Here is a 24352-nt window from a genome sequence, read left to right as displayed (position 1 = left end):
AAATATGAAGTTACAAGAATTACTCAAAAACATCGAGCCGATTCAGATTGTCGGTGATGCTGATGTAGAGGTTTCGGGCGTAAACATCGACTCCCGAAAGATTAAGGAAGGTCACTTGTTCGTTGCTATCAAGGGCACTCAGGTTGACGGCCACCAGTTTATTTCAAAGGCATTGGCCCTGGGCGCAAAGTCGGTTTTGTGCGAGGATATGCCTGAGGAGAAAATCGAAGGCGTAACTTACATTCAGGTAGCATCTACTGAAGATGCTGTAGGTAAAGTGGCTACACTCTTCTATGGTGATCCATCCAAGAAGCTGAAGTTGGTTGGCGTGACTGGCACCAATGGCAAGACCACCATCGCCACCTTATTATATAATATGTTCCGCAAGTTCGGACATAAGTGCGGTCTGCTCTCCACCGTCTGCAATTACATTGAGGGCGAGGCTATTCCTGCCGACCACACTACCCCAGACCCTATCGAGCTGAACATGCTGCTGGGCAAGATGGTAGAGGCAGGATGCGAATACGCCTTCATGGAGTGCTCTTCTCATGCCATCGCACAGAAGCGTATCGGCGGTTTGGAGTTCGCCGGCGGACTGTTCACCAATCTCACCCGCGACCATCTAGACTATCACAAGACATTCGAAAACTACCGCAACGCCAAGAAGGCTTTCTTCGACGGTCTGCCTAAGACAGCCTTCGCCATCACCAATGCCGACGACAAGAACGGCATGATCATGGTACAGAACACCAAGGCTACCGTGAAGACCTACTCTACCCGCTCTATGGCAGACTTCAAGGCAAGGATTCTGGAGTGTCACTTCGGCGGCATGTATCTGGAGATTGATGGCAGAGAGGTAGGCGTACAGTTTATCGGAAAATTCAATGTAAGCAATCTGCTTGCCGTATATGGTGCAGCCGTCATGCTCGGCAAGAAGCCGGAGGATGTACTCGTTGTGATGAGTACCCTTCACAGCGTAAACGGACGATTGGAGCCTATCCAGTCGCCAGAAGGCTATACAGCCATCGTTGACTATGCTCATACACCAGATGCATTGGAGAACGTACTGAATGCCATCCACGAGGTTCTCGACGGCAAGGGCGGCGAAGTGATTACCGTCTGCGGTGCCGGTGGAAACCGTGACAAGGGCAAGCGCCCGTTGATGGCACAAGAGGCAGTCAAGCAGAGCGATAAGGTTATCATCACCAGCGACAACCCTCGCTTCGAAGAGCCACAGGACATCATCAACGACATGCTGGCTGGTCTCAACGCCCAGCAGATGAAGAAGGTGATCAGCATCGTTGACCGCAAGGAAGCAATCCGCACAGCCTGCATGCTGGCCAAGAAGGGCGATGTAATCCTCGTTGCCGGAAAGGGACATGAAGACTACCAGGAGATCAAGGGCGTGAAGCATCACTTCGATGACAAGGAAGTGCTTCGCGAAATCTTCGGTATCAACAAGTAGTATTATCATCTAATAGAAAAAGAGAAGAAGAAAAATGTTATACTATCTTTTTAGATTTCTGGAGCAGTGGGGCATCACAGGTTCCCACATGTGGGGTTACATCTCATTCCGTGCCCTGCTCGCACTGATTTTATCACTCGTCATCTCTGCATGGTTTGGCGAGAAGTTCATCAAGTACCTCAAGAGCAAGCAGATTACCGAGACCCAGCGCGATGCCAGCATCGACCCATTCGGCGTAAAGAAGATCGGTGTCCCATCCATGGGTGGCGTCATCATCATCCTGGCCATCCTCGTACCTGTATTGCTGCTCGGCAGATTGCGCAACATCTATCTGATCCTGATGATCATCACTACCGTATGGCTTGGTTTCCTCGGTGGTATGGATGACTTCATCAAGATTTTCAAGCGCGACAAAGAGGGACTGAAGGGTAAATATAAAATCGTAGGACAGGTTGGTATCGGCCTCATCGTAGGTCTGGTGCTCTGGGCTTCTCCAGACGTGAAGATGAACGAGAACCTCGCCATCGAACGCCAGGGACAGGAGACGGTGGTAAAGCATCGGGCAGAGGCACGAAAGTCGTTGAAAACCACCATACCTTTCATCAAGGGACATAATCTCGACTACTCCAGTATCACCAGCTTCTGTGGTGAGCACAAGGTAGCTGCAGGCTGGATTCTCTTTGTAATCATGACCATCTTCGTGGTTACCGCCGTTTCCAACGGTGCCAACCTCAACGATGGAATGGATGGAATGTGTGCCGGAAACTCCGCCATCATAGGTGTGGCATTAGGCATTCTTGCGTATGTGTCGTCGCACATCGAGTTTGCCGCCTACCTCAACATCATGTATATTCCAGGCTCCGAGGAGCTGGTGGTATTCTTCTGTGCCTTTATCGGAGCCCTCATCGGCTTCCTCTGGTACAATGCCTACCCTGCGCAAGTGTTCATGGGCGATACCGGTTCGCTCACCATCGGCGGTATCATCGCCGTGGGCGCCATCATCATCCACAAGGAGCTGATGCTGCCTATCCTCTGCGGAATCTTCTTCGTAGAGAGCCTCAGCGTGATGATGCAGGTATATTACTACAAGCTGGGTAAGCGCAGAGGCATCAAGCAGCGCATCTTCAAGCGCACGCCTATCCACGACAACTTCCGTACACAGGACAGCCAGTTGGATCCAGACTGCAAGTATCTGTGGAAGAAGCCTCGCAACTGCTACCACGAATCGAAGATTACCATCCGTTTCTGGATCGTGACCATCATCCTGGCAGCACTCACCATCATCACATTGAAGATAAGATAAAACAAAGGCTCTTATCAGCCTGACAAGATAAAGATACAACAATGAGCAAAATTGTAATTTTAGGAGCTGGCGAAAGTGGCGCAGGTGCTGCCGTGCTGGCGAAGAAAGAGGGATTCGAGGTATTTGTCTCTGACATGTCTAAGATCAAGGACAACTACAAGAAGTTGATGGACGACCACGGCATTGAGTGGGAAGAGGGACATCATACTGAAGAGAAAATCTTAGACGCTGATGAAGTCATCAAGAGCCCGGGCATTCCTAAGGAAGCCCCTATGATTCAGAAACTGATGGCAAAGGGTACTCCTATCATCAGCGAAATAGAATTTGCAGGCAGATATACAGATGCCAAGATGATCTGCATCACAGGTAGCAATGGCAAGACCACAACTACTTCGCTGATCTATCACATCATCAAGTCGGCTGGCTACGATGTAGGACTGGCTGGCAATATCGGCAAGAGTCTGGCGCTGCAGGTGGCAGAGACACCTCATAAGTACTACGTCATCGAGCTGAGCAGTTTCCAGCTTGACAACATGTACGAATTCCGTGCCAACGTGGCAATCCTGCTCAATATCACTCCAGACCATCTGGACCGCTACGAGTTCAAGATGCAGAACTATACCGATGCCAAGATGCGCATCACACAGAACCAGACAGAGGAAGACAGCTTCATCTTCTGGAACGATGATCCTATCGTGAAGAAGGAACTGGAGAAGTATGACCTCAAGTCACACCTCTGCCCATTCTCAGAATTCAACGAGGAAGGATGCGTGGGCTACATCGAGGACGGCAAGTACAAGCTCAAGTTCCCATCAGCCTTCGAGATGCCACAGGCAGACATGAGCCTGCGCGGCAAGCACAACATCTACAACAGCCTGGCAGCCGGACTCGCCTGCAACATCGTTGGCATCGACCACGAGACCCTGCACAAGGGCCTCAGCGACTTCCCTGGCGTAGAGCACCGACTGGAAAAGGTGGGCAAGTTCAAGGGAGTTTACTATGTAAACGACTCAAAGGCTACCAATGTGGATGCTTGCTGGTACGCTCTGGAGAGCATGACAACCCCTACCATCCTCATCATCGGTGGTAAGGACAAGGGCAACGATTACAACCAGATCAAGGACCTGGTAAAGGAGAAGTGTGCAGGTATCGTATATCTCGGAGCCGACAACCAGAAGCTGCACGACAACTTCGACGCCCTGGGCATTCCTGTTCGCGACACCCACAGTATGAAAGACTGCGTGGCTGCCTGCCAGGAGCTGGCCAAGCCAGGCGACACCGTATTGCTGAGCCCATGCTGCGCCAGCTTCGACCTCTTCAAGAACATGGAGGACCGCGGCGAGCAGTTCAAGGCACTGGCAAGAGCCATCGGTGAATAACTTTTCATTTGGCAAGAACTTAAGTGATAATAATTTTAGAGATAGGACAGTTAAGAAATGAACAATAAGACCATAGGCAACATATTCAAGGGAGACAAGGTCATCTGGATGGTCTTCTTCTTTCTCTGTATGATAAGCATCATAGAGGTGTATTCCGCCTCTAGCTCCTTGTCGTACAAGAGTGGTAACTATATGGCGCCGGTAATACGCCATATAGGTCTCCTTTTTCTAGGCTTAGGCACCATGATATGTATGCTCAAGGTTAAGTGTAAGTACTTCAAGATCGTCACTCCTTTTGTGATATTTCCATCTCAGGGCTTACTCATCTGGGTTTTGATAGCGGGACAATCCACCAATGGCGCATCCCGCTGGATTAACCTGGTGGGCATCCAGTTTCAGCCTTCGGAAATAGCCAAGGGAGCGGTGGTGCTGGTAGTGGCACAGATTCTCAGTGCAATGCAGACGCAGAATGGTGCAGAACGGAGAGCCTTCAAGTATGTATTGACGGCCTGCTGCCCGTTTATCATCCTCATCGGACTTGAGAACTTATCCACCGCCATGCTTCTGTGCATCACTATCTTATGCATGATGATCATCGGAAGAGTACCTATGAGTCAGATAGGCAAACTCGTGGGCAGCGTCTTGATATTTATCTGCGTTGTCTTCGCCGGCGTCATGATCGTGGGTGAAGACAAGGAAAACGGAGGAAACAAGCCGGAAAATACGCTCACAGAGAACATCAACGAGAAGGAAGAAGCACCAGGTATGGCAGAGAAGATGTTCCACCGAGCAGATACCTGGAAAGCACGTATCGACAAGTTTATCAATTCCAAGCCAGTGGCTCCGGAAGACGTGGACCTGGATAAGGATGCGCAGGTGGCCCATGCCAACATCGCCATCGCCTCATCGAATATCGTGGGAAAGGGACCGGGAAACTCCGTAGAACGAGATTTTCTCTCTCAGGCATTCTCCGACTTCATCTACGCCATCATCATCGAGGAAATGGGACTGTGGGGTGCCTTCTTTGTGGCATTCCTCTACATCATTCTGCTCTTCAGAGCCGGGCGAATCGCCAACCGGTGTGAGAACACATTCCCAGCATTCCTGTGCATGGGACTTGCCATCATGCTGGTTATCCAGGCACTGTTCAATATGGCTGTAGCTGTAGGCTTGGCACCGGTTACTGGTCAGCCACTTCCGCTCATCAGCCGAGGTGGAACCTCAACCATCATCAACTGTCTCTACCTGGGCATCATCTTAAGCATCAGTAGAACCGCAAAAAAGAAAGATTTGCCTCAAAACGAAGCAAATTTTGACAAATTTGCTGCTGCATAACAAAAGAGTATCATAAATAAGGTAAAAAATGCCATTAAATGGATTTTTTTGCTTACCTTTGCGTGAAAATTGTTGACCCTCGGGTCGTAAACAAGAATGGATTATGAATAATGAACTGAGAATTATCATAAGTGGAGGCGGTACAGGCGGTCATATATTCCCTGCCGTATCCATCGCAAACGCCATCAAGGCAAAGCGCCCTGATGCCAAAATATTGTTTGTTGGAGCACTCGGCAGAATGGAAATGCAGCGTGTTCCTGCAGCAGGTTATGAAATCAAAGGATTGCCTATCTGCGGTTTCGACAGAAAGCATCTGCTCAAGAACATCGCTGTTCTCTTCAAGATATGGAAGAGCCAGCACATGGCCAAGAGCATCATCAAGAATTTCAAGCCAATGGCTGCTGTAGGTGTGGGCGGATACGCCAGCGGTCCTACACTCAACGTTTGCGCTAGCAAAGGTATTCCATGCCTCATCCAGGAACAGAACTCATACGCAGGTGTGACCAACAAGCTCCTGGCAAAGAAGGCAGAAAAGATATGCGTGGCTTACGAAGGAATGGAACGTTTCTTCCCTGCCGACAAAATCATCATGACGGGAAATCCAGTACGCCAGAACGTATTGGAGACTACCCTCACCAAGGAAGAGGCACGAAAGCAGTTCGGTCTCGACCCTGACAAGAAAACCATCCTGCTCGTGGGCGGAAGCCTCGGTGCAAGAACCATCAACGAGAGCGTGCTACAGCACCTCGACCTCGTGAAGGAAAGCGGCGTGCAGTTTATCTGGCAGACAGGTAAGTACTACAACGCAGCCATCATGGAGCAACTCAAGGGCAAGGAACTTCCAATGCTCAAGGTTACCGACTTCATCAGCGACATGGGCGCAGCCTACAAGGCTGCCGACCTCGTGATCAGCCGTGCCGGAGCCAGCAGTATCAGTGAGTTCTGCCTCATCGGAAAGCCTGTCATCCTCGTCCCAAGCCCTAACGTGGCAGAAGACCATCAGACCAAGAATGCCATGGCACTGGTAAACAAGGATGCAGCCATCTATGTGAAAGATGCTGATGCGCCAAACGAATTGCTCCAGAAAGCCATCAACACAGTCAAGAACGAGGATAAACTCAACTCACTCTGTGAGAACATCAAGAAATTAGGATTAAAGAACTCAGCCGACGTCATCGCCGACGAAGTAATCAAATTAGCAACAAGATAATGGAAATCAAGGATATTAAAGCAGTTTATTTTGTAGGTGCTGGCGGCATCGGTATGAGCGCCATCGCCAGATACTTCCTCAGCAAGAAGTTGGTTGTAGCCGGATACGACAAGACTCCTTCCAATCTCACTCACGAGTTGGAGAAAGAAGGAATGCTCATCCACTACGAAGAGAATGTAGATCTCATCCCTGAGGCTTGCAAGGATGCCAAGAACACGCTGGTTGTCTATACACCAGCCATCCCTGCTGAGCACAAGGAGCTGGTTTACTTCCGCGAGAATGGATTCACCATCGAGAAGCGTGCACAGGTTCTGGGTACCCTGACCCGCACCCACAAGGGACTGTGCGTGGCAGGTACACACGGCAAGACTTCTACTTCTACCATGTGTGCCCACATCATGCACCAGAGCCATCTCGACTGCAATGCCTTCCTCGGAGGAATCTCCAAGAACTATGGCACCAACTACATTCTCTCAGACAAGAGCGACTTCGTAGTCATCGAAGCAGATGAGTTTGACCGCAGTTTCCACTGGTTGCGCCCATGGATGAGCGTCATCACATCTACAGATCCTGATCACCTCGACATCTATGGTACCAAGGAGGCTTATCTCGAAAGCTTCCGTCACTATACAGAATTGATTCAGCCGGGCGGTGCGCTCATCATCCACAAAGACCTGGAGATGAAGCAGCACGTACAGGACGGCGTCAAGATATACGAATACAGCCAGGACGAAGGCGACTTCCACGCTGAGAACATCAAGATAGAGAATGGCGGAATCACATTCGACTTCATCTCTCCTATCGAAAACGTTACAGGTGTAGAGCTCGGACAGCCAGTGCCAATCAACATCACAAATGGTGTGGCAGCAATGGCAATGGCGCAGCTGAATGGTTGTACCGCCGATGAGCTTCGCAACGGAATGAAGACATACGGAGGCGTGGACCGCCGCTTCGACTTCAAGATCAAGAACGACAAGCTCGTATTCCTTTCCGACTACGCTCATCATCCAAAAGAGATTTACCAGAGTGCAAAGAGTATTCGTGAGCTTTACAAAGATCGCAAGATTACAGCCATCTTCCAGCCTCACCTCTACACCCGCACCCGTGACTTCTACAAGGACTTTGCCAACAGCCTGAGTCTCCTCGATGAAGTCATCCTCTGCGATATCTATCCTGCTCGCGAGCAGCCTATCCAAGGAGTTACCTCCAAGCTCATCTACGACAACCTGAAACCAGGCGTAGAGAAGAGCATGATTCACAAGGAAGAAGTACTCGACCTGGTGAAGAGCCGTGACTTCGACGTACTCGTCGTTCTGGGAGCTGGAGATCTGGACAACTATGTTCCAGAGATCACAAAGATTCTAGAATCAAAATAAGCCCCCGGAGACAGGGGCTTGTGCAAACAAGAACAAAGTAATCAATGCATATCAATTGGCAGAAAACCCTACTCATCACCCTGGATGTTGCACTGGCAATCTATCTGGGATTCGCTTTCACCAAGTTTAACAAACCTGATGAAAAGGGAATGCTATGCACCAAGGTGAATATCAACATTGAGGATGAGATGACCAACGGCTTTCTGAATGCAAAGGAAATCAAGAAGAGACTGGAGATAAAAAAGCTCTATCCCCTGGAGAAACCGCTGAACGGCGTGAACGCCAGGAAGATAGAGGAAACCTTAAAGACCAGTCCCTTCGTGAAGACCGCAGAATGCTACAAGACGCAAGACGGACTGGTGGATATCTACCTCACCCAGCGTATGCCAATTGTGAGAATCAAGAGCATCAACAACGAGGACTACTATATAGATGATCATTATCAGGTAATGCCCAACACCAACTATACAAGCGACATCATCATCGCCACAGGCAACATCAACAAATGGTTTGCCCAAAAATACATATCGCTGGTAAGCAAGACCCTGATGAAGAACAATCTTTGGAGAAATCAGATAGAGCAGATCAACGTACTGCCCGACAGGGGCATTGAACTGGTGCCACGAGTAGGAAACCACATTATATATATAGGTAACCTGCCGGAAAGCAATATCATCAGCAAAAGAGAACAAGATGTAGAAGACTTCATCAACAAGAAGATGGACCGTCTGGAAAAGTTCTACAAATATGGTCTCTCTCAAGCTGGCTGGAACAAATACTCATACATCAACATCGAGTTTGACAACCAGATAATTTGCACAAAGCATCATAACAGCTAATTTTATAATTGAAACAGAAAAAGATAATATATAAAGACTATGCCAAAGGAATTTATTGTAGCTATCGAGCTTGGCTCATCTAAGATGACAGGTATAGCTGGTCAGAAGAATTTAGACGGCAGCATCACCGTGCTGGCTACCGTCGAGGAAAACTCGTCTTCTTGTATCAGAAAGGGTGTTATCTATAACATCGACAAAACATGCCAGTGCCTCACTAGCATCATCAAGAAGTTGAAGAACTTCCTCAAACAAGATATTACCCAGGTTTACGTGGGTGTAGGAGGCAGATCTATCAGAAGCCTCAAGAACGTCATCGTGAAAGATCTGCCAGGCGCATCTATCATCTCGCAGGATATGATTAATGAGCTGATGGACATCAACCGCAACATGACTTATCCAGACCAAGAAATTCTTGACGCTGCAACACAGGAATACAAGATAGACAACCAGTACCAGATTGACCCTGTAGGCATACAGTGCAGCCATCTGGAAGGTATCTTCCTGAATATCCTTTGGCGCAAGAACTTCTATAACAATATCAATACCTGCTTCGAGAATGCAAATATCTCGATTGCGGAGATGTATCTCGCACCATTGGCTATGGCAGACAGCGTATTGACCGACTCTGAGAAGAGAGCCGGATGTATGCTCGTTGACCTGGGTGCCGACACCACTACCGTATCCGTTTACTACAAGGGTATCCTGCGCCATCTCTCTGTCATCCCATTGGGTGGAAACAACATCACCAAGGACTTGACTTGCCTCCAGCTCGAGGATGCTGATGCAGAAAAGATGAAGCTGAAATACGCAAAGGCCTACACCGATATCAGCAATATCGACCCAACACTCAACTACTCTGTTGACAAGGATAGAACCATAGAGAGCAAGAAGTTTATCGAGATTGTAGAGGCTCGTGTGGAGGAAATCGTAGAAAATGCATGGTTCCAGGTACCTGTAGAATTCTCTGATAAGCTGATGGGTGGTATCATCCTCACCGGCGGTGGAAGCAATATGCCTGAAATCGATAAGGTATTCAAGACTCATACCCATATCGACAAGGTACGCATCGCGAAGTTTGTTACCCAGACAGTCAACTCAAAGGATCCTAAGATCACCAATCATACCGGTATGATGAATACCGTATTGGGACTCCTGGCTAAGGGCGACATGAACTGCGCAGGCAGCGAATTCAACAATGACCTCTTCGACAACCTCGACAACCGTCCTACAACAGGAACAGGTGCAGAAGCTCACAAAGCTCCTCGCAACCCGAACGAAACCGTAGGCACCGGCGTGGTATTGACTGCAGCCGAAAAGCAGAAGGCTGAAGAAGAGGCTCGCCGCAAGAGAGAACAGGAAGAGGAAGAGGCAAGACTCCTGGCAGAAAAGGAAGCCGAGGAAGAAGCAAAACGCAGAAAAGAGAACAGCCTCGTTCACAAGTTCATGAGAGGATTCAAGAAGTTTGTGAAGGATACCATCTCTGAGGAAGAATAATATAATCATATTTTAGAATAGACTATTATGCTAGATAACACAAATACTCCACATATTCTGGACTTTGGAGAGCCAGAAAAGGAAAACAGCATCATCAAGGTGATTGGTGTAGGTGGTGGCGGTGGTAACGCTGTCAACCACATGTACCGTGAAGGCATCCACGACGTAAGCTTCGTATTGTGTAACACTGATAATCAGGCACTCAACGATTCTCCAGTACCTGTACATCTGCAGTTGGGCAAGGAAGGTCTGGGAGCCGGCAACAAGCCTGCCAAGGCTCGCCAGGCTGCCGAGGAAACCCTTGAAGAGATCAAGCACATGCTGAACGACGGCACCAAGATGGCTTTCATCACTGCCGGAATGGGTGGTGGTACAGGAACCGGTGCTGCGCCTGTCATCGCAAGAGTGAGCAAGGAACTCGGAATCCTTACCGTTGGTATCGTAACCATTCCTTTCCGCTTCGAAGGTCCTAAGAAGATTGACCAGGCACTGGATGGTGTAGAAGAAATGTCTAAGCACGTAGATGCCCTGCTGGTTATCAACAACGAGCGTCTCCGCCAGATTTATCCAGACCTCGCTGTACTCGATGCCTTCGGAAAGGCAGACGACACCTTAAGCGTTGCAGCAAAGAGTATTGCAGAAATCATCACCGTTCACGGACTCATCAACCTCGACTTCAACGACGTGAAGACTGTATTGAAGGATGGTGGCGTTGCCATCATGAGTACAGGTTACGGTGAGGGCGAAGGTCGTGTCAAGAAGGCGATTGAGGATGCATTGAACTCACCTTTGCTCAACGACAACGATGTATTCAACTCCAAGAAAATCTTGCTGAGCATTGCTTTTGCCAGTGAGAAGAAGGACAATCCTGGTTTGACCATGGATGAGATGAACGATGTAAACGACTTCATGGAGAAGTTTGGAGATGACTTCGAGTTGAAGTGGGGACTCGCCATTGATCCAGAGTTGGGCAGCCGTGTCAAAGTTACCGTATTGGCAACAGGTTTCGGACTCGAAGACGTAGAGGGAATGAACCGCCACATGAAGAAGCATACAGAAGAGGAAGCTCGCCGTATCGCAGAAGAGGAAGAGACAAGGGCAGAGCGTCAGAACAGACGCGAGCGCTACTATGGTTCAGACGGCAACTCTACACAGTATAAGCGTCATCCACACATCTTCCTGTTCCGTCCTGAGGATCTCGACAATGAGGATGTAATCCTTCAGGTTGAGAATACACCAACCTTCAAGCGTACCCGTCAGACTCTCGAAGACATCCGCAATCTGGCTTCTGGCAATGCTGAAACAGAGGAGGCTAAGAAGAAAGACGATAACGACACAGTACAGGGAGTCATTAGCTTCGCCTAGGGAAACGTTCCTTAAGCAAACAACTCCTGTAGAACAGAAAAGCTTTTCAGCTCCGGGAATCCCGGAACATGAATCCTATAATATTGCAATATCACCTCTACACAGCGGTTTCGATCCAATCGGGACATTGTGTAGAGGTGCATCGTTTCATAGCTCAGGCGAAGCAGCCCCAGCATACGCAAAGAATCCTCTTTATTTAAATAATGCACGTGTGTAGGCACGAAGGATACAAAGCGGCCTTCCTCCAAGTCGAAGAAATCGCCATGCGCACCACTCTCAAGGTTAGGCGAAAATCCGAGAAAGAAGGTTAGCCGAACCATAAAGACAATGTGGAAATTGGCATAATTACCCTGTGCCTGATCGAGCCACGCCACACTCTCCTCTATGAAGGAAAACAATGGAACATTCACCTGCTCGTTCCTGGTGGCTTGCCCCAAAAGCTCTGCCAGAAACATAGACATCGCCAACTTGTAAGGCGAAAAGGGAAGATCCACAAAGGGAAGGGCGATGGATACATCCTTCAATCGCTGTAAGTTAGCTTTCGGACGATGATCGAACTCCAGGTTGAGAATCATCAAGGGCTGAAACAGCTGACGCTTCATCTTCGCCTTAGAAGACTTGGGTATTTTGACCATAAAAGAGACTCTGCCCAACTTTTCGGTGAAGAAATCCACGATAAGTTGTGCATCCCCATACTTAATGGTTTGTAGTACGATAGCTCTAGTTTTTACTTCCATTTTGTCTATAATTATTAAAAAACAAGGCAAAATTACAAAAAAACAAGCATTTAGCGAAAATTTTCGCGGAAAAATTTGCAAGATTCAAATAAAAGTAGTAACTTTGCACCCGCAAATAAGCAATGGTCCCTTCGTCTATCGGTTAGGACGAGAGATTTTCATTCTCTAAAGAGCAGTTCGACTCTGCTAGGGACTACAAACATTAATAAAGAATATAAAAATAAAACATAGAGATGGCAAATCACAAATCATCAGTAAAGAGAATCCGTCAGGACAAGAAGAAGGCTTTGCATAACAAGTACTATGCAAAGACTATGCGCAATGCCGTTCGCAAGTTGCGCAACATGACTGACAAGGAGGAGGCTGCAAAGCTCTATCCTACAGTACAGAAGCTTTTGGACAAGTTGGCTAAGATCAACGTTATTCACGAGAACAAGGCTGCAAACTTGAAGTCTGGTCTTACACAGCACATCGCTAAGTTGGCCTAACTTCCAAGTTAAAGCAAAAGAGATAAATAAGGCTGCTATCCTTCATAAAGGGGTTGCAGCCTTACTCTTTTTTATACCCCTTAGACCTTCAACACATCACCACCTTACTTTTTTCTCCTTTTTCGCTAATTTTCACAAAGAAAACTAGCTGTTTCTCAGCTTTTTTTTGTATCTTTGCACGGAAATAAGACAATTCTAAAAATGGCAGAAAATCAAAACACCGCAAATAATTACTCAGCGAGCAACATCCAGGTTCTTGAAGGCTTGGAAGCTGTTCGCAAACGTCCGGCAATGTACATTGGAGACATTTCCGAAAAGGGTCTTCACCACCTGGTAAACGAGACCGTTGATAACTCTATCGACGAGGCGATGGCTGGTTACTGTACCGACATCGAGGTTACCATCAATGAGGACAACTCTATCACCGTAGAAGACAATGGCCGTGGTATCCCTGTGGATATGCACGAGAAGCTTCATAAGTCAGCCCTCGAAGTCGTAATGACCGTGCTCCACGCCGGTGGTAAGTTCGACAAGGGTTCCTACAAGGTTTCTGGAGGTTTGCATGGTGTGGGTGTAAGTTGTGTAAACGCACTTTCTACTCACATGTTGTCACAGGTCTTCCGTGGTGGCAAGATCTACCAGCAGGAATACGAGAAGGGTAAGCCTCTCTATCCGGTAAAGGTGGTAGGCGAGACCAACAAGCGCGGTACACGCCAGCAGTTCTGGCCTGACCCAACAATCTTTACTCACACTGTCTATAAGTGGGACATCATCGCCAACCGTATGCGCGAGTTGGCATTCCTCAACGCGGGTATCAAGATTACTCTGAGAGATCTGCGCCCAGACGAGGAAGGAAAGACCAAGGAGCAGGTTTTCCATGCGAAGGATGGTTTGAAGGAATTCGTTCGCTACGTGGATCGCCATCGCACCCACCTCTTCGATGACGTCATCTACCTGAAGACAGAGAAGCAGGGTATTCCTATCGAGATTGCCGTGATGTACAACACAGACTATTCAGAGAATATCCACTCATACGTCAACAACATCAACACTATCGAGGGTGGTACCCACCTGACAGGTTTCCGTATGGCGTTGACCCGTACCCTGAAGGCTTACGCAGAAGCCGACCCAACCATCTCCAAGCAGATTGAGAAGGCAAAGGTAGAGATTGCACCAGAAGACTTCCGCGAGGGTCTTACCGCCGTTATCTCTATCAAGGTAGCAGAACCTCAGTTTGAGGGCCAGACCAAGACCAAGCTCGGAAACAGCGAGGTACAGGGCGCCGTTCAGCAGGCTGTAAACGAAGCTTTGTCTGATTACCTGGAGGAACATCCAGACGAGGCTAAGCGCATCTGCGAAAAGGTTGTCCTGGCTGCTACAGCACGTATCGCTGCCCGTAAAGCACGTGAGAGCGTACAGCGCAAGAACTTCATGACTGGTGGCGGTCTTCCTGGCAAGCTTGCCGATTGCTCTATGAAGGATCCTAAGGAATGCGAGATCTTCCTCGTCGAGGGTGATTCCGCTGGTGGTTCTGCCAAGCAGGGCCGCGACCGTTTCCGCCAGGCTATCCTCCCATTGCGTGGTAAGATTCTGAACGTAGAAAAGGTTCAGTGGCATAAAGTCTTCGAGGCAGAGTCTGTCATGAACATCATCCAGAGTATCGGAGTTCGCTTCGGTGTAGATGGTGAGGACAGCAAGGAAGCCAACACAGACAAGCTGCGTTACGACAAGATTATCATCATGACCGATGCCGACGTCGATGGTTCCCACATCGACACGCTGATCATGACATTGTTCTATCGCTTCATGCCTAAAGTTATCGAGGAAGGCCACTTGTATATCGCTACCCCACCTCTCTACAAGTGTACTTACCGCAGCAAGGTAAGCGAATATTGCTATACAGAACAGCAGCGCCAGGCTTTCATCGACAAGTATGGCGACGGCACCGAAGATAAGAATATCCACACCCAGCGATACAAAGGTTTGGGTGAGATGAACCCAGAGCAGCTTTGGGAAACCACTATGGACCCAGCAACACGCTTGCTCAAGCAGGTTACCATCGAGAATGCAGCTCAGGCTGACGAGATTTTCTCTATGCTGATGGGCGACGATGTGGAGCCACGCCGAGAGTTCATCGAGCAGAACGCAACATACGCCAATATCGACGCATAAAGCGAGCACCATATATTGGGGGCAGACTCTGCAGGAGTCTTCCCCCTTTTTTAGGTTGCCGCCTTCAAAAAGCGACACCCCAGCATCATGTTTTTTACAACTAACAAAACTAAATTTATGAAGCATCTGCTTTTTACGTTTGCGCTAGCTGCCTCAACGTTCTTGAACTGCCAGGCGGCAACAGTTAGTAAAACTCCCCTACCCAACAAGTTGTGATACAACAAGCCTGCATACGCCTTCGAAGAGTCACTGCCACTGGGCAATGGCAAACTGGGTGCGCTGGTTTACGGCGGAGCCAACAATGATTCCATCCAGCTCAATGACATCACCCTATGGACGGGCGTTCCTGTAAACCCTGACGAAGGTGGCGAAGCCTACAAGTGGATTCCCAAAATCAGAGAAGCCCTGTTTAAGGAAGATTACAAGACTGCCGATTCCCTGCAGCACTATGTACAAGGACACAACTCGGAGTTCTATCAGCCGCTGGGCATGATCAATATCATAGACTGCAACCAGGGAGAATTTACTGATTACTATCGTGAGTTAAATCTCGACAAATCCCTTGCTACAGTACAATTCAAGCGCAATGGCATCCAGTACACCAAGGAGTATTTTGCTTCACATCCTGACAAGATGATCGCCATCAAGTTGAGTGCCTCTCAAAAGAGAGCCATCAACAGCGACATATCCCTGACCTCCCTCATTCCTCATCAGGTGAAAGCATCCAGAGGACAAATCACCATGACAGGTCATGTTCTGGGAGATGAAGCCAACAGTACGCATTACTGTGCGATACTTCAGGTAAAGAACACCGACGGACAGGTATGGGCTGACGATTCAGTGCTCCATCTAAAAGATATAAGCGAGGCTATCATCTATCTTGTCAACGAGACAAGCTACAATGGCTTCGACAAACACCCGGTGAAAGAAGGGGCTCCATATATCGAAAGAGTATCTGATGATGCCTGGCATCTTGCCAACTTCACCTATGATGAATTCAAGCAGCGTCATATCGCTGATTACAGGAAACTCTTTGATAGAGTAAGCCTGAACCTGAAAGGTGCCAAGTTTGATGCTTCCCGCCCTACCGACCAGCAGTTGCTCGCCTATAGCGACAACCACGAGAGCAACCCTTATCTGGAACAGCTCTATTTCCAATATGGCAGATACCTGCTCATCAGCAGTAGCCGCACCAAGGGAGTACCAGCCAATCTGCAGGGACTCTGGGCACCAGCCCTCCGCTCTCCATGGCGTGGCAACTATACCATCAACATCAATCTGGAAGAAAATTACTGGCCGGCAGAAGTTGCCAATCTTTCCGAGCTGGTTGCTCCTGTAGATGGATTGGTAGAAGGCTTGTCGGTAACAGGTCGCCACAATGCCCAGCACTTCTACGGCATCGATAAGGGATGGTGTGCCGGACATAATACCGATGCGTGGGCGATGAGCAACCCTGTGGGAACCGGAAACGAGAGCCCACAATGGAGCAATTGGGCGATGGGTGGAGCCTGGCTTGTAGAAACCCTCTGGGATCACTACGACTATACCCGTGATACGGAATATCTCCGCAATACAGCCTATCCTTTGATGAAGGGTGCTGCCGACTTCCTGCTGGAGTGGCTTATTCCGAATCCACACAATCCAAACGAACTGATTACAGCCCCTTGCACATCGCCAGAGGCAGACTATATCACCGATAAGGGCTACCGTGGCAGCAGTTTCTATGGTGGAACCGCCGACCTTGCCATCATCCGTGAGCTCTTCAAGAACACTATCAAGGGAGCGAAAGCCCTGGATATCGACAGCGATTACCAGCAGCAGTTGCAAGCTGCTCTCGATCGCCTGCGTCCTTACCACATTGGAAAGCGAGGCAACCTGATGGAGTGGTATCACGATTGGGATGACCAGGATTGGCATCATCGCCATCAGTCTCACCTGCTCGGTCTCTATCCTTTCCACCAGATTTCGGTAGCAAAGACACCCGAGCTTGCTGCAGCTGCAACCAAGACTTTGGAAATCAAGGGCGACAATTCTACAGGTTGGAGCACAGGCTGGAGAATCAACCTCTGGGCTCGTCTGCATCGTGCCGACAAGGCTTACCAGATATACCGCAAATTGCTCACCTACGTTAGTCCTGAGGTTTACAAGGATAGCAAGCATCACAGTGGCGGTACCTATCCCAACCTCTTCGATGCCCATCCACCATTTCAGATAGACGGCAACTTCGGAGGAACTGCAGGTGTTTGCGAGATGCTGATGCAATGCGATGGTGAAACGATGAATTTGCTCCCTGCTCTTCCACAGGAATGGCAGGCAGGAGAGATAAGAGGTCTAAAGGCCCGTGGTAACTATGGCGTATCGCTCGCATGGAACAAAGGCAAATTGACTCAGGCAACCATCACCAGCAAAAACGAGGGTAATCTGACTATCCTCTACAATGGCAAACAGAAAATCCTTACCTTCAGGGCAGGAGAAACAAAGACCATCAGATAAAAGATCCATATCGATCTTATCTATATCTATAGAGTAAAAGACTATAGTTATCTATTAGAGTAAAAGACAAAACATTAAAGAAAAGGACAAAAGTAATTCAATGAGATACATAACAACTCTCATCATTTCTATACTTTGGGTACTGAGCTCCCATGCACAGGAGTTCGGTACCCACTGGATATCCTATCCCCTGCCCAACGATTCTTCTGAGGTATGGTTCCGCCAAAGTTATATCATGGACGAGTGCCCCACCCAGGCCTTTATGAATATAGCAAGCACTGGCAACTACAAACTCTATATCAATGAGAGAAACGTAACGGGAAGCCTGAAATTCGATGGTATCAAGGACAGCATTCTTCTGAACCGAACCATCGACGTAACCCGCTTCCTCAAAAATGGCGAAAATGTGATTGCAGTATGGTACGCCCCACAAGGCAAGCCTAGCTACGGCAAGCAACTCTCGCTGGAATTCTACGGATGGCAGCGGGACAGCATTCCTTTCTATCAGAAAGCAGACGGTAAATGGCTCTGTCGACAACTCAAGGAATGCAGCAATGGAGAAGGCGAACGCTTCCATGCCCACACCAATACGCAGGCTTGGAAATCTGAGGTATATCACCCTTACGGATGGATTCACCCTACCGGTTGCGTCATCACAGACGAATATAGACAGGATTCTGCCTATGTTATGAATTATAAAGCCTTCGGCGACAAGAAGGTTATCAAGGACGAGAACAAGCTCTACAAGATATTGAAACCAGCCTGTACATACAGAGACTCCACCGGTTACAACATCGACTTTGGCAGACCTTTCTATGGCACCATCCGCCTTACGCTGCGAGGAGCCGGCAAAGGAACCAGATTAAAGATCAATGATTTCCTGTACATCTGCAACGGAGAACTGGATGAGCAGGCATTCTGCCGATTTAAATTCAGCAAGCAAAAGATATACACTCTTACCTGGAAAGGAAGATTCAAGGAAAGTGATATCGTGGATATTGAAGGATTAGAGATTTCGGAATAAGCTACCAAGCTTTTCGAAATCTCTTTTTTTTATTAATCTTCCAAGTCGGCAAGTAACTGCTCTGCCACTTCGCAAAGCTCATCATACCATTCCTTACCGAACTTCTCAATCAGCGGACCTTCCAGGAACTTATAAACCGGAAGATTCAACTCTTCACCCTTCTTGATGGCATCCTTGCAGATGCGCCATTTGTTATAGTTGATGCCATACACTTCGTTACCGAAATCCTTGGCACGGATCGGATACAAGGCACAGGAGATAGGCTTCTTGAACTTCGACTTGCCTTCGCGATAAGCACGCTCCAAGGCACAAAGACAGCAATTCGGAATGGTATGTCCATCGCCCAAGTCTTTCAAGTCCTGATAGCAGGTAAACACACAATCCTTACCATTCACGATACTCGTTACCAAATCGCCTTCGATATCCGTATAAGCCACGCCCTGCTTGTCGATGATAGCCTGAGCAGAAGCCGAGAGATCATCCCAAACCACATCGAGCGCATCCTCTATCTCCATGATTTCATCCAGGGTAACAGGAGCACCCGCATCGCCTTCGATGCAGCATTCACCCTTGCAGGCATCAAGGTCGCAACAGAATTTTTCGGTGATGATATCAGGTGAAACCAATACGTTGCCCACCTGCAGAATACGCAGTTCGTCTTTCTTCATAATGTTTTTGAGATGAATAAATTTCTTTGAGTGTATAATAAAAATAATGATAGCTACCCATGAGTGGATAGCTATATATAATTAGGTGTGCCTACCATTGGATAGGCGAAATACCATTCTGCTGCAGATACGCATTGCAGCGGGAGAAATGATGATTGCCAAACCATCCGCCACGGTTGGCAGATAATGGCGAAGGATGCACACTTTCCAATATCAGGTGCTTGCTCGTATCGATGAGTTTCGCCTTGCTTCGGGCATAACCGCCCCAGAGGATAAACACCAAGTGCTCCTTATCCTTGCTGAGTGCCTTGATGGCAGCATCGGTAAACTCCTCCCAACCTTTGCGCTGATGGCTCGCTGCCTGATGGGCACGAACAGTAAGCGTAGCATTGAGAAGCAGTACTCCCTGTTTAGCCCAGCGGGTCAAATCGCCCGTGGCTGGCATCGGAGTGCCGAGATCCATCTGAATCTCCTTGAATATATTAATCAATGATGGGGGGAAGGTGATTCCATCAGGCACAGAGAAACTCAATCCCATCGCCTGACCAGGCTCATGATAGGGATCCTGTCCGATAATCACTACCTTTACATCATCAAAAGGACAGAGATTGAAGGCATTGAAAATTAAACGGCCCGGAGGATAACAAGGTGTACAAAGGTATTCCTCTTTTACGAAGTTTGTGAGGTCAACAAAATACTGCTTGTCGAATTCTTCTCCTATATGCTGTCTCCAACTTTCTTCTATCTTTACGTCCATAATGATTTAAGTTAAAGAAGTCAAGGCTCCAAAAAGCCTTGACTTCCGAATTTATTATTAGTCAATAATCAAGTTCTCACCTGTCATATCAGCTGGCTGCTCCAAGCCCATAATGTGGAGGATAGAAGGAGCAACGTCTGCCAAACGGCCATCCTTAACGGTAGCTGAGTTGTTGTCAGTTACGTAGATGAATGGAACTGGGTTCAAAGAGTGAGCGGTGTTTGGTGTACCGTCCTCGTTGATAGCGTGGTCTGCATTACCGTGGTCAGCGATGATGATAGCCTCATAATCGTTAGCCTTGGCAGCCTCGATAACGTCCTTTACGCAGTTGTCAACAGCGTGAACAGCCTTAGCGATAGCGTTGTAGATACCTGTGTGACCTACCATATCACCATTAGCGAAGTTAACAACGATGAAGTCGTACTCCTGAGTGTTGATAGCACCAACCAACTTATCCTTTACCTCGTAAGCACTCATCTCTGGCTTCAAGTCGTATGTAGCCACCTTTGGAGAAGGAACCAGGATACGGTCCTCACCCTCGTATGGAGTCTCACGACCACCATTGAAGAAGAATGTTACGTGAGCATACTTCTCTGTCTCTGCAGTGTGGAGCTGCTTCTTGCCCTGTGCGCTCAAGTACTCGCCGAGAGTGTTCATTACGTTCTCCTTAGGGAAGAGGATGTGAACACCCTGGAAGCTTGCATCGTATGGAGTCATGCAGTAGTACTGCAAGTCCTTGATAGTGTGCATGCCTTCCTCTGGCATATCCTGCTGAGTCAATACCTGTGTCAACTCCTTGGCACGGTCGTTACGGTAGTTGATGAAGATAACAACATCACCCTCCTGGATAGTACCGTCAACCTTAGAGTTATTGATTGGCTTGATGAACTCGTCTGTTACGTCCTCATCGTAGCTCTCCTGCATTGCCTTCACCATATCGTCAGCCTGCTTACCCTTACCCTCAACGAGCAAGTCGTATGCTTCCTTCACGCGGTTCCAGCGCTTGTCACGGTCCATAGCATAGAAACGACCTACGATGCTTGCGATGTGTGCACCGTTCTTGTCGCAGCAAGCCTGCACCTCCTCGATGAAGCCCTTACCGCTCTTAGGGTCTGTATCACGACCATCCATGAAGCAGTGAACGTATGTCTCCTTCAAACCATATTCCTTACCGATTTCAATCAACTTGAAGAGGTGATCCAAAGAAGAGTGAACACCACCGGTAGAAGTCAAACCCATCAAGTGGAGCTTCTTACCTGTCTTCTGAGCATAGCTGTAAGCGTTGATGATCTCCTGATTCTTCAAGATGTCACCGCTCTCGCAAGCCTTATTGATCTTAACGAGGTCCTGATATACCACACGACCAGCACCGATGTTGAGGTGACCTACCTCTGAGTTACCCATCTGACCGTTAGGAAGACCTACGTCCTCGCCACAAGTCTGGAGAGTAGAATGTGCTGAAACTGCTGTCAAATAATCGAGATAAGGAGTTGGAGTCTTGAAGATAACATCACCCTTATCATGCTTACCGATTCCCCATCCGTCGAGAATCATTAAAAGAGCTTTTTTTGCCATAATTACATAAAATAATTTAAATTCGAATTTCTGCCTGCAAAGTTACAACAAAATAGGTGAAGGACAAAATAAATTAAGATAAAAAAACTCCCACCTTTCTAAAAAGATGAGAGTTGATAACAAGATCAACAGGTTCGCAGGATATATCCCTTCTTGATGACAGCTTCGATACTTACCTTTTCATCCAGGTTCAATGCCCGGCGAAGATAGGTAATCTGCACGTTCAGGGCTAGGGAATTGGAGTATGAGTCATCACCCCATACTTCATTCAGTATGAAATCCCGCTCTACAAGCTGGTTCTGGTTCTCGGCAAGAAGCTTCAGAATTTCAGCTTGACGAGATGTGATGACTACTCTGGAGTTACCACATTGCAGTTCATTCTGCGCATAGTAGAAGGCGATGGTACCGATTAAAACGGCGGTTTCTTCACCTTTATCGTCTTCTTTCGGTTGCTTCAACTCATAAATCATATTCTTCAGGAACTCATGACGAATGCCATCAATGCGCTTTTGGAAGACTATGGTCTTAACCAGGTAATACAGACATCCTATCAAGATGAAAAAGAGAAAGATGCTTCCTATCAATTGCCACATCATGGCTGTGAGCGTTCGAGTAATAGGAATGGGCACCTGAAAAGAAATACCTTGGCGAAACATTGGGTTCGTCTGATACTTTACCGTCACCACACGTGACCACCTGCCTTCGACATCATATTTTGCATTCAGGAAGACGGTCTTGTAATCAAGATGACGAAAAAAGGATATCTTCCCATATCCCTTATCATCCAGTAATCTTTGATAAGAAGCCAACGAGGGATGCTTACCTATATAAGCCAGATATCTGCTAATGATGAGATAAGCATCATCACCCGTAAGATCAGGATCATTCAAACGGACAAGAAAGCGGTGATTGTTCCAAAAAGAAAGCGTTGTACGGCTACACCCCTTCTTCATATCATATTCAGATTCTATCTTAAGCATAACCGTATCTCTTCTACCTTTCGTAGATGAATTCTCCTGCAACTTTTTTCTATTCTTCAAATCTTGCGCTAACACTTCATCACAATCCTTCTTGAATTGCTCTACCTGCTGGTCTAAGCTATATTGACATTGAAGATGGAGCCAATAAGCCTGCGTGCAGAACAACAATACAATTGCTACTCCACATACCATCCATACTATTTTCAGCTTACTGTTACTGTTCATACTTTCCTGATCTTTTGAATTTGACGGCAAAGTTACTGAAAAATCCGTAAACAAAGGCAAGAGTAATAAAATAATAATAGACGAAAAGAAGCAAAAGTAATAACTCAGTAACAGAAATCATCGATTTCATCGGATGATCTCAGTACCTTTGCATCACAAAAACGAAAGAAACAGATAAAATAATGAATAATTGACGAAGATTATGAAAAAGGTATTATTAATAGCATGGCTTGCATTATATGCTTGCATGCTCCAAGCTCAAACAGTAAACCTGTTCGATGAATCAAGCATTGGCATGGGAGATTCCATTGATCAGGTAAAGTATCAGGTAGTATATGATGCCGAGTATATTTACGAAAAGAAATATACCAAGACCGACACCCTCATTGGCCGCATCGAAGAGAAAATGCTCTTGCAGATTGGCAACAAGTATTCCGCATTCTACAGTTATCCGATATTCCAAAGAGACTCTACCATCTCCGCAAATATGGCAAAAGGAATACCTGTCAATTTCTCCGGTAATGGCGGACAGATTAATTGGAAAGTATATAAGAACTATCCAGAACAGGGCAAGACTGCCTATCTCGATTTCTTTGCTGCTGACAGATATTTGTGCATTGAACCGATGGAACCGATAGACTGGCAACTCACAGACAGTATCGATTCCATCTGCGGTTACGAGTGCCACCAGGCTATTGCCAAGTTTAAAGGTAGAACATGGATTGCATGGTACACGGAAGACATCCCTATTGACAATGGTCCCTGGAAGCTGAGCGGACTGCCGGGATTGATTCTCAAAGCTCACGACGCCGAGAACGATTATGGATTTACAGCTGTAGGACTCACAACAGGCAAAGGCTCCCTACCTATCTATTATAAAGGTAAGACTTTCGAGCCTATCGACCGCAAATCATTGACCTCCATTTACAAAAAATACTATGCCGATCCAATCGGTTATCTGCTTCAAGATGCCAAGTATGCTGCAATTGTAAAGATCAAGGATGAAAAAGGAAATATCCTGAAGCATTCCAAGCGTGCTGAGCCATACAATCCGATTGAAAGATAATTAGCAGTTTACTTTTTTGCCAGACAAGCGTCTTAAAGACATTAGCAAGATAAGTGTCTAAGGTAAAATAGAAAAGAGAGAAAAAAGATGAAGAAAATAATAGTTCTTTTCACTATTCTGTTCGTGGCGTTCCATGCGTTTGCCCAAGAGAAAATTAGCGGTTATGTGGAAGATTCACTTACACACAATCGCCTGACCAACGTATCGGTTACGCTGCTGCGTAATGGAAAGCCCTTGAAGTTTACACGCAGCAAGGGAGACGGTACGTTCCTGATTCCCATAGCACAAAAGCAAACTGGCGATATGCTGCAAGCTTCCTATATGGGCTATAAAAAGCAAAAAACGGCGGTTTCATCGGGAAAAGAAACCATCATCAGTATGGCTTCAACAGCTTTTGTCTT

Annotated in this window: 20 protein-coding genes and 1 pseudogene; 16 read left to right on the top strand and 5 right to left on the bottom strand. The window is 47.4% G+C overall.

What is annotated here, in order from left to right:
• Window positions 1-4 precede the first annotated feature (4 nt).
• The 9 genes from DW657_RS09700 (at window position 5) to ftsZ (ending at window position 11766) form a co-directional block, all read left to right on the top strand.
• Window positions 5-1465 (top strand): UDP-N-acetylmuramoyl-L-alanyl-D-glutamate--2,6-diaminopimelate ligase, encoded by a 1461-nt coding sequence (locus tag DW657_RS09700; RefSeq protein WP_118312346.1) that lies wholly within the window; start codon window positions 5-7, stop codon window positions 1463-1465.
• Window positions 1466-1499: 34 nt separating this feature from the next.
• Window positions 1500-2768 carry a phospho-N-acetylmuramoyl-pentapeptide-transferase gene (gene mraY, locus DW657_RS09695; RefSeq protein ID WP_089544082.1) on the top strand — a complete coding sequence of 423 codons (1269 nt, stop codon included), beginning with the start codon at window positions 1500-1502 and terminating at the stop codon, window positions 2766-2768.
• Between the two features lie 41 nt (window positions 2769-2809).
• A complete protein-coding gene (gene murD / locus DW657_RS09690; RefSeq protein WP_118312345.1) occupies window positions 2810-4147 on the top strand; it encodes a UDP-N-acetylmuramoyl-L-alanine--D-glutamate ligase in 1338 nt (445 codons plus the stop codon).
• Between the two features lie 57 nt (window positions 4148-4204).
• Entirely contained in the window at window positions 4205-5482 is a 1278-nt protein-coding gene (locus tag DW657_RS09685; RefSeq protein ID WP_118312344.1) for an FtsW/RodA/SpoVE family cell cycle protein, read from the top strand.
• Window positions 5483-5585: 103 nt separating this feature from the next.
• Window positions 5586-6692: an undecaprenyldiphospho-muramoylpentapeptide beta-N-acetylglucosaminyltransferase gene (gene murG, locus DW657_RS09680; protein WP_117662444.1), complete on the top strand. Its 1107-nt coding sequence runs from the start codon at window positions 5586-5588 to the stop codon at window positions 6690-6692.
• Window positions 6692-8068 (top strand): UDP-N-acetylmuramate--L-alanine ligase, encoded by a 1377-nt coding sequence (gene murC, locus DW657_RS09675; protein ID WP_118312343.1) that lies wholly within the window; start codon window positions 6692-6694, stop codon window positions 8066-8068. The genes murG and murC overlap by 1 nt, the downstream gene beginning before the upstream one ends.
• Window positions 8069-8112: 44 nt before the next feature.
• On the top strand, window positions 8113-8907 hold the full coding sequence (locus tag DW657_RS09670) for a cell division protein FtsQ (RefSeq protein WP_118312342.1): 795 nt from the start codon (window positions 8113-8115) through the stop codon (window positions 8905-8907).
• 39 nt (window positions 8908-8946) lie between these two features.
• A complete protein-coding gene (gene ftsA, locus DW657_RS09665) occupies window positions 8947-10401 on the top strand; it encodes a cell division protein FtsA (protein ID WP_118312341.1) in 1455 nt (484 codons plus the stop codon).
• Window positions 10402-10428: 27 nt separating this feature from the next.
• Window positions 10429-11766, top strand: a complete 1338-nt coding sequence (gene ftsZ / locus DW657_RS09660) for a cell division protein FtsZ (protein ID WP_089544089.1) — start codon at window positions 10429-10431, stop codon at window positions 11764-11766.
• An 11-nt stretch (window positions 11767-11777) separates the two neighbouring features.
• On the opposite strand, the gene recO is transcribed toward ftsZ, so the two are convergent.
• Window positions 11778-12503, bottom strand: a complete 726-nt coding sequence (recO, locus tag DW657_RS09655; protein ID WP_089544090.1) for a DNA repair protein RecO — start codon at window positions 12501-12503, stop codon at window positions 11778-11780.
• 233 nt (window positions 12504-12736) lie between these two features.
• Between recO and rpsT the strand changes: the two genes are divergently transcribed.
• From rpsT to DW657_RS09635, 5 genes and pseudogenes are all read left to right on the top strand, one after another.
• Window positions 12737-12991 carry a 30S ribosomal protein S20 gene (gene rpsT / locus DW657_RS09650; protein WP_089544091.1) on the top strand — a complete coding sequence of 85 codons (255 nt, stop codon included), beginning with the start codon at window positions 12737-12739 and terminating at the stop codon, window positions 12989-12991.
• A gap of 201 nt (window positions 12992-13192) precedes the next feature.
• A complete protein-coding gene (gene gyrB, locus DW657_RS09645; protein ID WP_118312340.1) occupies window positions 13193-15163 on the top strand; it encodes a DNA topoisomerase (ATP-hydrolyzing) subunit B in 1971 nt (656 codons plus the stop codon).
• A gap of 228 nt (window positions 15164-15391) precedes the next feature.
• Window positions 15392-16057 (top strand): annotated as a pseudogene (locus DW657_RS18690) (glycoside hydrolase N-terminal domain-containing protein); the annotation flags it as partial.
• Window positions 16058-16606: 549 nt separating this feature from the next.
• Window positions 16607-17656, top strand: a complete 1050-nt coding sequence (locus DW657_RS18685; RefSeq protein WP_367400153.1) for a glycoside hydrolase family 95-like protein — start codon at window positions 16607-16609, stop codon at window positions 17654-17656.
• A 100-nt stretch (window positions 17657-17756) separates the two neighbouring features.
• Window positions 17757-18680 carry a hypothetical protein gene (locus DW657_RS09635; protein ID WP_118312339.1) on the top strand — a complete coding sequence of 308 codons (924 nt, stop codon included), beginning with the start codon at window positions 17757-17759 and terminating at the stop codon, window positions 18678-18680.
• 32 nt (window positions 18681-18712) lie between these two features.
• Here DW657_RS09635 and DW657_RS09630 read toward each other — a convergent pair whose 3' ends face one another.
• The 4 genes from DW657_RS09630 to DW657_RS18680 form a co-directional block, all read right to left on the bottom strand.
• On the bottom strand, window positions 18713-19348 hold the full coding sequence (locus DW657_RS09630) for a DUF3109 family protein (protein ID WP_117662431.1): 636 nt from the start codon (window positions 19346-19348) through the stop codon (window positions 18713-18715).
• Window positions 19349-19439: 91 nt separating this feature from the next.
• Window positions 19440-20105 (bottom strand): uracil-DNA glycosylase, encoded by a 666-nt coding sequence (locus DW657_RS09625; RefSeq protein ID WP_118312338.1) that lies wholly within the window; start codon window positions 20103-20105, stop codon window positions 19440-19442.
• A gap of 57 nt (window positions 20106-20162) precedes the next feature.
• Window positions 20163-21680, bottom strand: a complete 1518-nt coding sequence (gene gpmI, locus DW657_RS09620; RefSeq protein WP_118079656.1) for a 2,3-bisphosphoglycerate-independent phosphoglycerate mutase — start codon at window positions 21678-21680, stop codon at window positions 20163-20165.
• 125 nt (window positions 21681-21805) lie between these two features.
• Window positions 21806-22885, bottom strand: a complete 1080-nt coding sequence (locus DW657_RS18680; protein ID WP_369973473.1) for a transcriptional regulator — start codon at window positions 22883-22885, stop codon at window positions 21806-21808.
• A gap of 202 nt (window positions 22886-23087) precedes the next feature.
• Here DW657_RS18680 and DW657_RS09610 point away from each other — a divergent pair, with 202 nt between their 5' ends.
• Together DW657_RS09610 and DW657_RS09605 are read left to right on the top strand one after the other, a co-directional pair.
• Window positions 23088-23951: a GLPGLI family protein gene (locus DW657_RS09610; protein ID WP_118312337.1), complete on the top strand. Its 864-nt coding sequence runs from the start codon at window positions 23088-23090 to the stop codon at window positions 23949-23951.
• An 87-nt stretch (window positions 23952-24038) separates the two neighbouring features.
• Window positions 24039-24352 (top strand): carboxypeptidase-like regulatory domain-containing protein (locus tag DW657_RS09605; protein WP_147381922.1); only part of this gene is annotated, 314 nt, incomplete at its 3' end.

The sequence above is a fragment of the Prevotella sp. AM23-5 genome (genome assembly GCF_003473645.1).
In the GTDB taxonomy this organism is placed as follows: Bacteria; Bacteroidota; Bacteroidia; order Bacteroidales; family Bacteroidaceae; genus Prevotella; species Prevotella copri_A.
This window is presented reverse-complemented; position numbering and strand designations above follow the sequence as displayed.

Coding starts and splice junctions, on each gene's coding strand:
- DW657_RS09670 (WP_118312342.1), top strand. CDS start 8,113: ATGCATATCAATTGGCAGAAAACCCTACTCATCACCCTGGATGTTGCA.
- DW657_RS09610 (WP_118312337.1), top strand. CDS start 23,088: ATGAAAAAGGTATTATTAATAGCATGGCTTGCATTATATGCTTGCATG.
- rpsT (WP_089544091.1), top strand. CDS start 12,737: ATGGCAAATCACAAATCATCAGTAAAGAGAATCCGTCAGGACAAGAAG.
- ftsA (WP_118312341.1), top strand. CDS start 8,947: ATGCCAAAGGAATTTATTGTAGCTATCGAGCTTGGCTCATCTAAGATG.
- DW657_RS18685 (WP_367400153.1), top strand. CDS start 16,607: ATGAGCAACCCTGTGGGAACCGGAAACGAGAGCCCACAATGGAGCAAT.
- murC (WP_118312343.1), top strand. CDS start 6,692: ATGGAAATCAAGGATATTAAAGCAGTTTATTTTGTAGGTGCTGGCGGC.
- DW657_RS09630 (WP_117662431.1), bottom strand. CDS start 19,348: ATGAAGAAAGACGAACTGCGTATTCTGCAGGTGGGCAACGTATTGGTT.
- DW657_RS09685 (WP_118312344.1), top strand. CDS start 4,205: ATGAACAATAAGACCATAGGCAACATATTCAAGGGAGACAAGGTCATC.
- murD (WP_118312345.1), top strand. CDS start 2,810: ATGAGCAAAATTGTAATTTTAGGAGCTGGCGAAAGTGGCGCAGGTGCT.
- murG (WP_117662444.1), top strand. CDS start 5,586: ATGAATAATGAACTGAGAATTATCATAAGTGGAGGCGGTACAGGCGGT.
- DW657_RS09700 (WP_118312346.1), top strand. CDS start 5: ATGAAGTTACAAGAATTACTCAAAAACATCGAGCCGATTCAGATTGTC.
- recO (WP_089544090.1), bottom strand. CDS start 12,503: ATGGAAGTAAAAACTAGAGCTATCGTACTACAAACCATTAAGTATGGG.
- DW657_RS18680 (WP_369973473.1), bottom strand. CDS start 22,885: ATGAACAGTAACAGTAAGCTGAAAATAGTATGGATGGTATGTGGAGTA.
- ftsZ (WP_089544089.1), top strand. CDS start 10,429: ATGCTAGATAACACAAATACTCCACATATTCTGGACTTTGGAGAGCCA.
- mraY (WP_089544082.1), top strand. CDS start 1,500: ATGTTATACTATCTTTTTAGATTTCTGGAGCAGTGGGGCATCACAGGT.
- gyrB (WP_118312340.1), top strand. CDS start 13,193: ATGGCAGAAAATCAAAACACCGCAAATAATTACTCAGCGAGCAACATC.
- gpmI (WP_118079656.1), bottom strand. CDS start 21,680: ATGGCAAAAAAAGCTCTTTTAATGATTCTCGACGGATGGGGAATCGGT.
- DW657_RS09635 (WP_118312339.1), top strand. CDS start 17,757: ATGAGATACATAACAACTCTCATCATTTCTATACTTTGGGTACTGAGC.
- DW657_RS09625 (WP_118312338.1), bottom strand. CDS start 20,105: ATGGACGTAAAGATAGAAGAAAGTTGGAGACAGCATATAGGAGAAGAA.